This is a genomic window from Streptomyces mutomycini (assembly GCF_001700505.1).
GTDB classification, from domain to species: domain Bacteria; phylum Actinomycetota; class Actinomycetes; order Streptomycetales; family Streptomycetaceae; genus Streptomyces; species Streptomyces mutomycini.
In genome coordinates this window covers 1-9,520 of the sequence record NZ_MAPV01000166.1, presented here as the reverse complement: position 1 = coordinate 9,520, position 9,520 = coordinate 1, and the positions used below count along the sequence as shown (strand labels likewise).

Below are 9,520 nucleotides of genomic sequence, written 5' to 3'. Positions count from 1 at the left end.
GAGCGACATGCCGTGGAAGGCATTGGTGAACGAGACGACGGACTCGCGGCCCTTGACCTTGCGGGCGAGCTTCAGCGCGGACTCGACGGCGTTCGTGCCGGTCGGGCCGGGGAACATCACCTTGTAGGGCAGGTCACGGGGACGCAGGATGACGTTCTCGAACGTCTCCAGGAAGGCCCGCTTGGCCGTCGTGGCCATGTCCAGGCCATGGGTGATGCCGTCGCGCTCGATGTAGTCGATCAGCGCGCGTTTCAGCACCGGGTTGTTGTGGCCGTAGTTGAGCGACCCGGCACCGGCGAAGAAGTCCAGGTACGAGTGGCCGTCCTCGTCCGTGAGCCGGGCGCCCTGCGCGCGGTCGAACACCGCGGGCCAGCTGCGGCAGTAGCTGCGTACCTCGGACTCGAGGCTCTCGAAGACACTCAGGGCGGGCGGGGTGATGGTCACAGCGAATCTCCTGCTCGAGGGGGGTGTGACGGGCGGCGGGTCAGGCGTGCCCAGGGGGATCCGCGTCCGGGCGGGGCGCGGAGGGGTACTGGAGGCCCTAGAACGGACCGATGCGGTACAGCACTTCCGGCAGGTGCGTTCCCTCGGGGAACAGAACGCCTTCGAAGAGCACCTCCTGCTCCAGCGGCACGTCGTGGCGCTGCGCGAAGGAGGTGAACAGCCGGTCGGAAGCGGTGTTGTCCGGAGTGATGGTCGTCTCGACCGAGGCCAGTCCCTGCTCGGAGGCGACGCGGGTGGTCAGAGCGTCCAGCAGCGTGGCCGCCAGTCCCTTGCCCCGGTGGGCCCGGTCCACGGCCACCTGCCAGACGACGAGCGTCTCGGGGCGGTCCGGACGGATGTACCCGGTTACGAAGGCGATGGGTGCGCCGTTCTCGTCGCGGGCGACCACGGAGGTCGCCGCGAAGTCACGGCACCACAGCAGGTAGCTGTACGAGGAGTTGAGGTCCAGGACCTCGGAGTCGCGGGCGATGCGCCAGATCGCGGCTCCGTCCTCCACTCGCGGGGTGTCGATTCTGAGGAATTCGCTTCGGGCACGTGCAAAATCTGCTGGTGCGGCGGTCATGCGAATTGAATTTACCCAGCAAAAATCAAAATTGCATCGTCGCGAGGGGTTGGGTGAGAGCGAGTGCTGTGTTATCACGCGGGCGCGGACCCCTCTCGATCGTCGGGGGAGTCCTGATGGTTTGTCCTGTATTTATGGGTCAAAACGGGCGCGATGTGGAGTCAGTCACATCCTTGTAACTCTCGTGACTCCTGTTCGGATTGTGTGGATCCGCTCGACAGGAACTGCCGCGTTTAGGCGCGTAGAACCGGGGAAGAAGAATGCGGGGAGCTGCTCCCGATAAAGCAGCTCCCCTTTTACGTCGATTAAATCGGCCAGGGTGGGGCCATAAGTAATTCAGCTGCTCGGCCAGGTTTCCGCGACGGCGTCGCGGGCAGCAGCGACATCGGTGTCCCTGCCCGCGCGGGCCAGTGCGGCGCCGAGGGCGGCCAGCGAGGACAGCACCGCGTCCCGCGTCGCGTCCACGCCGTAGTGATTGACCCGGATCATCTCCTTGGACAGCGCCCCGCCTCCCGCGATCAGCGGCAGTGACGGGTCGGCCGCCAGGGCGTCGGCCACCAGTTCCGCCGCGTCGACACCCACCGGGGTGCGCAGGGTCGTGGCGACAGGCGCCGCGTCCGCCGCGTCGAGGACGTACGGCTCGAGGCCGCCGCCGAGCGCCGTGGCACCCGCCCGGGCCGCCGCGGCGGCCGACGCGTGCCGCGCCATGACGGTGTCCAGGCCATCCGTCTCGATCCGCTCCAGGCAGGCGTCGAGCGCCAGCATCTCCAACTGTGCGGGAGCGTGCGGCAGCGCCCTGCGGCCCCCGTCGATCCAGCGGGCCTTCCAGTCCAGCAGCGAGAGGTACGACTGACGCGGGGCCTGCGGGTTGGCGGCCATCCGCTCCCACGCCCGCGGGCTCACCGACACCGCGGACACCCCGGCCGGGCCGCCCATGGCCTTCTGCGCGCCGATGACGCACAGGTCCACACCCCAGGCGTCCACCAGCAGCGGCTCCGCGCCCACCGACGCGACGGCGTCCACCATGAACAGCGCGCCGTGCGCCCGCACCACCTCGCCGATCTCCGCGACCGGGTTGGTGTTGCCGGTCGCCGCCTCGGCGTGCACCAGGGACACGAAGTCGATCTCGGGGTGCTCGGACAGCGCCCGTTCCACCTGCCCGGCGGTGACCGCGGAGTGGAAGGGGACCGCGAGGTCGACGACCTCGGCGCCGCAGTCACGCAGCCAGTTGCCGAAGGTCTGGCCGTACGGCCCGGTGACGATGTTCAGCGCGGTCGAGCCGGGCCGGGCGCCGCCCCGGATGCAGCCTTCGAGGGGCAGCAGCGCCTCGCCCTGCATGATGACGACGTCCTGCCCGGTGGCGAGGAGGGCGGCCACCCGCCGCTCGATCGCCGCGAAACGGGCGGCGGTGAGCGGGGCGAGGTCGAGGAACGGGTGCGTCACGGTGGTGCTCTCTTCGGGTCGGCCGGTGCGCGGTCAGCGCCTGCGTCGTCGAGGGTACCCAGCGCCTCCCGGACCCCCGGGCGGACCGCCTCGTACAGTGCTGCCCATGAGCGATCACGAGGCGGCGCCGGTGCTGCGGATCAAGGGACGGGTGCTCGTCGGACCCGACGAGGTCAGGGACGGACTCTGGGCGGTCGGCGGACGGATCACCTACGAGAGGCCGCCGGGCGCGGACGATGCCGTGACGCTCACGGGCTGGGTGCTGCCCGGCCTCGTCGACGCGCACTGCCACGTCGGGCTCGGCCACCAGGGGCCCGTCGACGCGGCGACCAGCGAGAAGCAGGCCCTCACCGACCGGGAGGCCGGCACCCTGCTCATCCGGGACGCCGGATCGCCCTCCGACACACGGTGGGTGGACGCGCGCGAGGACCTGCCGAAGATCATCAGGGCGGGGCGGCACATCGCCAGGACCCGTCGCTACATCCGCAACTTCGCCCACGAGATCGAGCCCGGCGACCTCGTCGCCTACGTCGCGCAGGAGGCGCGGCGCGGCGACGGCTGGGTGAAGCTGGTGGGCGACTGGATCGACCGGGACGCAGGGGACCTGTCCGCCTGCTGGCCGCGCGGTGAGGTCGAGGCCGCGATCGCCGAGGCGCACCGTCTCGGCGCCCGGGTCACCGCCCACTGCTTCGCCGAGGACGCGCTGCGGGACCTCGTGGAGGCCGGGATCGACTGCATCGAGCACGCGACCGGGCTGACCGAGGACACCATCCCGCTCTTCGCCGAGCGCGGCGTGGCGATCGTCCCGACCCTGGTCAACATCGCCACCTTCCCCGGCCTCGCTGCGGGCGGCGAAACCAGGTTCCCCCGCTGGTCCGCCCATATGCGGCGCCTCCACGCGAGCCGGTACGACACCGTGCGGGCGGCCTACGACGCGGGAATCCCGGTCTTCACCGGCACGGACGCGGGCGGGTCGCTGGCCCACGGGCTGATCGCGGAGGAGGTCGCCGAACTGGTGAAGGCCGGCATCCCGGCCCTCGACGCACTCTCCGCGACCACCTGGAGCGCGCGGCGGTGGCTCGGCAGGCCGGTGCTCGAGGAAGGGGCTCCGGCGGACCTGGTGATGTACGACGAGGACCCGAGGGCCGACGTACGGGTGCTGGCGTCCCCGCGGACGGTGGTGCTCAACGGGCGGGTGATGGGCTGATCACCGGTTGACCTCGGAAGGGCGCCTGTTGACCGGCGGCGCAAGCGCACCCAGGGCTGACCCGCACCTTCCGGGGAGATCGGTGTCCGCAGGGCGGAACACCGGTCTCCCCGCCCGGGGAGCCGTCAGCCGACGGTTCTCCGGGGCAGTCCCTGCACAGCCAGGTCGAGCGCCTGCAGGAACCGGTTGGTCGTCACACGGTCCCGTACGGCGATCCGCAGCCAGTCCGCTCCCAGCCCGGGGAACGTGTCGCCGCGCCGCGCCGCGAAGCCGCGCGAGCGCAGCAGATTCCGTACCTCGTCCGCCCGCTCCAGCCGCAGCAGCACGAACGGCCCCGCGGCAGGCTCCACCACCCGCACCTCGGTGAACTCCGCGAGCCCCGCCAGCAGATGCGCCCGGTCCACCGCGATACGGTCCGCCGCGTCCGCCGCCTCGACCAGCGCACGCGGCTCCATGCACGCCTCCGCCGCCGCCAGCGCGGGGGAGGACACCGGCCACAGCGGCTGTGCCTCCTGGAGCAGGGCGACCGTCGCCGGATCGGCCAGCACGTAACCGATCCGCAGCCCCGCGAGGCCCCAGGTCTTGGTCAGGCTGCGCAGCACGACGAGCCCGGGAACGTCCTGGCGCGCGCACAGTGCCTCGCGTTCGCCCGGAACGGAGTCCATGAACGCCTCGTCGACCACGAGCGTCCGCCCCGGCCGTGCCAGTTCCTCCAGCACGCCCGCGGGATGGAGCACGGACGTCGGGTTGGTCGGGTTGCCGACCACCACCAGGTCCGCGTCCTCCGGTACGGCCGCCGGATCCAGCCGGAAGCCGTCCTCCGGGCGCAGCAGCACCCGTCCTACCTCGTGCCCCGCCGCGCGCAGGGCCGCCTCCGGCTCCGTGAACTGCGGGTGCACGACGACCGGCCGCCGGGCGGGCAGTGCCCTCGCGATCAGCACGAACGCCTCGGCCGCGCCCGCCGTGAGGAGCACTCTCTCCTCGGGCAGCCCGTGCCGGCCGGCGACCGCCGTCCGCGCCGGCCGCCCGTCCGGATAGGCGGCCAGCGATCCCAGCGAGTCGGTTATCCGCTGCCGCAGCCAGTCGGGGGGTGTGCCGGTCCGTACGTTGACGGCGAGGTCGGTCAGGTCCAGGCCGCGTACTTCCGCGTCGCCGTGGTGCCGCAGATCGGGCCCGGCGCTCTCGATGTGCTTCGTGGGGGGCAGCATGGCAGCCATGGTGAACGGCTCGACGCCATTCGTCGATGCCGAGGTGACGCCCGAGGGCCACCGACGTGCCACCGCGCAGGTCGCCGAAGCCGACTTCCGCTTGGGAACCACCAGTTCACCGCCCTCCATGAGGGCCGCAGCCTCCGCGACCGAACCGGTCCCCACGGCCTCGCGCGGCGCCGTCGAGGGATGGGGCACAGTGACCCCCGCCAGCTCCCCGGCCGTATACGACCGCAGGGGCACCCCCAGGCGCGCCGCGGCGCCGGTGATTCCCGGCTCGTCCGCCCTGGTGTCGAGCGTCACCAGCTCGACCACGTCACCGGCCGCCCACCCGGCCTCCTCCAGCGTCCTGCGGATCAGCGCGAGCACCTCCTCGGCCGGGGCGCCGCGACGGGCACCGACACCGACGACCAGTTCGGCTCGGGTCATGGGAGACGGTCCTTTCGGGCAGGGGGCCGGGGGCGCCGGTAAGGCGGCCCTGAGGTGCGGGAAACCGGGTCAATCCGCTAGCAAGGGCGCATGGCGGTATTCGTCGCGCTCGGCGCGTTCCTGATGACCCTGGCGGGTGGCTGGGTCGCGCAACGCGTCAGCGACCGCCGTCACCTCGTGCTCGGCTTCGCCGGCGGACTGATGCTGGGCGTCGTCGGTCTCGATCTGCTGCCCGAGGCGGTGGACGCCGCGGGCGGTGTGGTCTTCGGTGTCCCGGCCGCCCTGCTGCTCTTCGTGGGCGGCTTCCTGACGGCCCATCTCGTCGAGCGTTCGCTGGCCGTACGCCAGGCGGCACACGGGGCGGGTGAGGAACGGGTGCCGCAGGTGGGGCTGACCGCGGCGGCCGCGATGGTGGGCCACAGCCTGATGGACGGCATCGCGCTCGGAGCCGCGTTCCAGATCGGCGGAGGAATGGGAGCCGCCGTCGCGCTCGCCGTCATCACCCACGACTTCGCCGACGGCTTCAACACGTACACGATCACCAGCCTCTACGGAAACGCCCGCCGCAAGGCCCTCCTGATGCTGTACGCGGACGCCCTGGCCCCGATCGTGGGCGCGGCGACCACCCTGCTGTTCACCCTTCCGGAGGAACTGCTCGGCTGCTATCTCGGCTTCTTCGGCGGGGCGCTCCTCTACCTCGCCGCAGCCGAGATCCTCCCCGAGGCGCACCACGACCACCCGGCCCACTCCACACTGCTGTGCACGGTCGCGGGCGTGGGCTTCATCTGGCTGGTGGTCGGCATCGCGGAGTGACCTCAAGGCCGGCACCGCCCCATGGAAGCGGCACGGCGTCATCCCCGGCACTGCTCCACGAAACGCCGGGCCACCCCGGGCGCCGCCGCCCAGTGCGTGTGCAGATAGCTCGCGTGCACGCCCCTCTGCACGAAGCCCTCCACCCGCCGCTCCGGCTGGTGCAGCCCCCAGGCGGGCGTCTCACCGGCCCCGGGCTCCAGCACCGTCCGGTGGAACTCGTGTCCGCGCAGCCGGGTCCCGGCCACGGCCAGCACGCTGTCCGACACAGCCACCGCCTGCCGGTAGCCGAGAGTCAGCCGCTCGGACATCCGGGCCGAGGCGTCCAGCACCCCGCACATCGGCCGGCCGTCCAGCTCACGGGCCAGGTAGAGCAGGCCCGCGCACTCCGCCGCCACGGGGGCGCCGGAACGCGCCAGATCCGTGACCGCACGGCGCAGCGGCTCGTTCGCCGAGAGCTCCGGCGCGTACACCTCGGGGAAGCCGCCGCCGATGACGAGCCCCGCCGTGCCCGTGGGCAGCTTCTCGTCGTGCAGGGGGTCGAACACGACCACCTCGGCGCCCGCCGCCGTCAACAGCTCGGCGTGCTCCGCGTACGCGAAGGTGAACGCCGCGCCGCCCGCCACGGCCACCACCGGCCGGGTGCGCGGCGCAGGGTGCCGCTCCGGCTCCCACGCCTCGTCGGACAGGGCGGGCGCCGAACGGGCCAGCGCCAGCAGGGCGTCCAGGTCGCAGCCCTCGCGTACGCGGTCACCCATCGCCCGTACGGCGTCGAGGGCATCGGTCTGCCGCTCGGCCACCGGGACCAGACCCAGATGGCGCGAGGGCGTCGCGACCTGCGGCGCCCGCCGCAGCACCCCGAGCACCGGCAGCCCCGACTCGTCGAGTGCCTCTCGCAGCAGCGCCTCATGGCGGTCGGAGGCCACCTTGTTCAGGATCACCCCGCCGATCCGCACCTCCGGGTCCCAGGAGGCGAATCCGTGCACCAGGGCCGCGACCGAACGCGACTGCGAGGACGCGTCGACGACCAGTACGACGGGAGCCCGCAGCAGCTTGGACACCTGGGCGGTCGAGGCGAGTTCACCCTGCCCCGAGGCCCCGTCGTACAGCCCCATCACCCCCTCGACGACAGCCAGGTCGCAGCCGCTCGCACCGTGGGTGAACAGCGGGGCGATCAGACCGGGCCCGCACATGTACGCGTCGAGGTTGCGCCCGGGGCGGCCGGTGGCCAGTGCGTGGTAGCCGGGGTCTATGTAGTCGGGGCCCACCTTGTGCGGGGACACCGCCAGGCCACGCGCCGCGAAGGCCGCCATCAGGCCCGTGGCGACCGTGGTCTTGCCGCTGCCCGAGGCGGGTGCGGCGATGACCAGACGAGGAACACTCACCACTCGATGCCTCTCTGGCCCTTCTGGCCGGCGTCCATCGGGTGCTTGACCTTCGACATGTCGGTCACCAGGTCGGCGGCCTCGATCAGCTTCTGCGGAGCGTTCCGCCCCGTGATCACCACGTGCTGCGTACCGGGACGGTTCCGCATGACCTCGACGACCTCGTCGGTGTCGATCCAGCCCCAGTGCATCGGATAGGCGAACTCGTCGAGCACGTACAGCTTGTACGTCTCGGCGGCCAGGTCGCGCTTGACCTGCTCCCAGCCCTCGCGGGCCTTCTCCTCGTTGTCCAGCTGGTTGTCCCTCTGGACCCACGACCACCCCTCGCCCATCTTGTGCCAGTCGACGCTGCCGCCCTCGCCGCTCGCGCCGAGCACCTTCAGCGCGTTCTCCTCGCCGACCTTCCACTTCGCCGACTTCACGAACTGGAACACCCCGATCGGCCAGCCCTGGTTCCAGGCCCGCAGCGCCAGCCCGAAGGCAGCCGTCGACTTGCCCTTGCCGACGCCCGTGTGGACGAACAGCAGCGGACGGTTGCGCCGCTGACGTGTCGTCAGTCCGTCGTCCGGTACCGATACCGGCTGTCCCTGTGGCATTACGCGGCCCTCCCGGCAGCAGTGAAGTCCTTGACCAGCCCGGCGATCGAGTCGGCGCGCAGCTCGTCGAGCGTGACCGCGCCGCCTCCCAGATCCCGGGCGAGCTGTGCGGCGAGACCGAGGCGCACGAACCCCGATTCGCAGTCCACGACGACGGACGCGGTGCCCTCGGAGGCGTGCAGCCGCCCCGCCCGCGCCGCCAGCGCCAACGGGTCGACGCCGCCGGTCGCCCGGCCGTCCGTCACCACGACGAGCAGCGGCCGCCGCGACGGATCACGCAGCCGCTCCACCCGCAGTACGTCGTGCGCCCTGAGCAGCCCGGCCGCCAGCGGGGTGCGCCCGCCGGTCGGCAGCGACTCCAGCCGCGCGGCCGCCGCGTCCACCGACGAGGTCGGCGGCAGCGCCACCTCGGCGTCCTTGCCCCGGAAGGTGACCAGACCGACCTTGTCCCGACGCTGGTAGGCGTCCAGCAGCAGCGACATCACCGCCCCCTTCACGGCGCTCATCCGCTGCCGGGCGGCCATCGACCCGGAGGCGTCCACGACGAACAGCACGAGGTTGCCCTCGCGCCCCTCCCGCGTCGCCTGCCGCAGATCGTCACGCCGTACGACGAGGCCCCGCCCCGACCGTCCGCGCGCCCGCTGGTGCGGTGCCGCCGCCTGTACGGTCGCCGCCAGGTGCAGCTTCGTCAGCGCCCCCTCGGGCCGCCGCGACCCGGTGGTCCTGCCGTGCTCGGTACGCGCCCGGGACCGCCGTCCCGCCGCGCCCTCGCCCAGACCGGGCACGCTGAGCATCTTCGTACGGAACGGCTCACCGGCCCGCGCGGGCCGCTGTTCGCCGGCACCGCCGCCCGGCACGGGCGCGTCGCCGCTGCCCGCCTCGTCACGGCCGGGCGCGTCGGGACCGCCGTCGTCGTGACCGCCCGTGTCCGTGCCGCCGTCGTCGTGACCACCCGCGTCCGTGCCGCCGTCGTCGTGGCCGCCCGTGTCCGTGCCGCCGTCGTCGGGGCCGCCGCCCTGCGGAGGCACCCCGCCGCCGGGCCCGTCGGGGTCCGGGTCGTCGTCGCCCCCGCTCTCGTCCTCCGCCGCGTCCTTCAGGGTCTCGTCCAGCTTGTCCTCGTCCAGCCCGGGCGCGTCGAACGGATTGCGCCTGCGCCGGTGGGGGAGTGCCAGGAGCGCGGCCTGCCGCACGTCGTCCTCGACGACCTCCTCGCGCCCCGCCCACGCCGCGAGCGCCGTCGCGGTCCGGGCCATGACGATGTCGGCACGCATCCCGTCGACCTCGAACGCCGCGCAGGTCGCCGCGCGCGCCCTGCTGCCCCGTGTGGTGCTCGGTGACGGCGTGCTGCGGCAGATCGCGGCGACCTGCGCGGCGTT

General features: G+C 72.6%; 8 protein-coding genes and 1 pseudogene. 2 read left to right on the top strand and 7 right to left on the bottom strand.

Features of this window, described 5'->3' with window-relative positions:
* From BFF76_RS23070 to BFF76_RS23060, 3 genes are all read right to left on the bottom strand, one after another.
* Window positions 1-444, bottom strand: a 444-nt coding sequence (locus BFF76_RS23070) for an aminotransferase class III-fold pyridoxal phosphate-dependent enzyme (RefSeq protein ID WP_141695648.1), incomplete at its 3' end; no start/stop codon positions are given.
* A gap of 97 nt (window positions 445-541) precedes the next feature.
* Window positions 542-1,000, bottom strand: a complete 459-nt coding sequence (gene ectA / locus BFF76_RS23065; protein ID WP_031099834.1) for a diaminobutyrate acetyltransferase — start codon at window positions 998-1,000, stop codon at window positions 542-544.
* 402 nt (window positions 1,001-1,402) lie between these two features.
* Window positions 1,403-2,509 (bottom strand): pyridoxal-phosphate-dependent aminotransferase family protein, encoded by a 1,107-nt coding sequence (locus BFF76_RS23060; protein WP_053929817.1) that lies wholly within the window; start codon window positions 2,507-2,509, stop codon window positions 1,403-1,405.
* Window positions 2,510-2,615: 106 nt separating this feature from the next.
* On the opposite strand from BFF76_RS23060, the gene BFF76_RS23055 reads away from it, so the two are divergent.
* Complete coding sequence (locus tag BFF76_RS23055) at window positions 2,616-3,716, top strand: amidohydrolase family protein (protein ID WP_199831529.1); 1,101 nt, start codon at window positions 2,616-2,618, stop codon at window positions 3,714-3,716.
* Between the two features lie 125 nt (window positions 3,717-3,841).
* Here the strand turns inward: BFF76_RS23055 and cobC are convergent, their stop codons facing one another.
* Window positions 3,842-5,353: an Rv2231c family histidinol phosphate aminotransferase CobC gene (gene cobC, locus BFF76_RS23050; protein WP_079122466.1), complete on the bottom strand. Its 1,512-nt coding sequence runs from the start codon at window positions 5,351-5,353 to the stop codon at window positions 3,842-3,844.
* A 90-nt stretch (window positions 5,354-5,443) separates the two neighbouring features.
* Between cobC and BFF76_RS23045 the strand changes: the two genes are divergently transcribed.
* Window positions 5,444-6,166: a ZIP family metal transporter gene (locus tag BFF76_RS23045; RefSeq protein ID WP_031099845.1), complete on the top strand. Its 723-nt coding sequence runs from the start codon at window positions 5,444-5,446 to the stop codon at window positions 6,164-6,166.
* Window positions 6,167-6,204: 38 nt separating this feature from the next.
* Here BFF76_RS23045 and BFF76_RS23040 read toward each other — a convergent pair whose 3' ends face one another.
* The 3 genes and pseudogenes from BFF76_RS23040 to BFF76_RS23030 all read right to left on the bottom strand — a co-directional run.
* On the bottom strand, window positions 6,205-7,551 hold the full coding sequence (locus BFF76_RS23040; protein WP_031099847.1) for a cobyrinic acid a,c-diamide synthase CobB: 1,347 nt from the start codon (window positions 7,549-7,551) through the stop codon (window positions 6,205-6,207).
* Window positions 7,545-8,144 carry a cob(I)yrinic acid a,c-diamide adenosyltransferase gene (gene cobO, locus BFF76_RS23035; RefSeq protein WP_031099849.1) on the bottom strand — a complete coding sequence of 200 codons (600 nt, stop codon included), beginning with the start codon at window positions 8,142-8,144 and terminating at the stop codon, window positions 7,545-7,547. Before cobO ends, BFF76_RS23040 begins: the two co-directional genes overlap by 7 nt.
* A pseudogene (locus BFF76_RS23030) lies at window positions 8,144-9,457 on the bottom strand (VWA domain-containing protein); the annotation flags it as partial. The gene cobO and the pseudogene BFF76_RS23030, both read right to left, overlap by 1 nt.
* Between the last annotated feature and the right edge of the window lie 63 nt (window positions 9,458-9,520).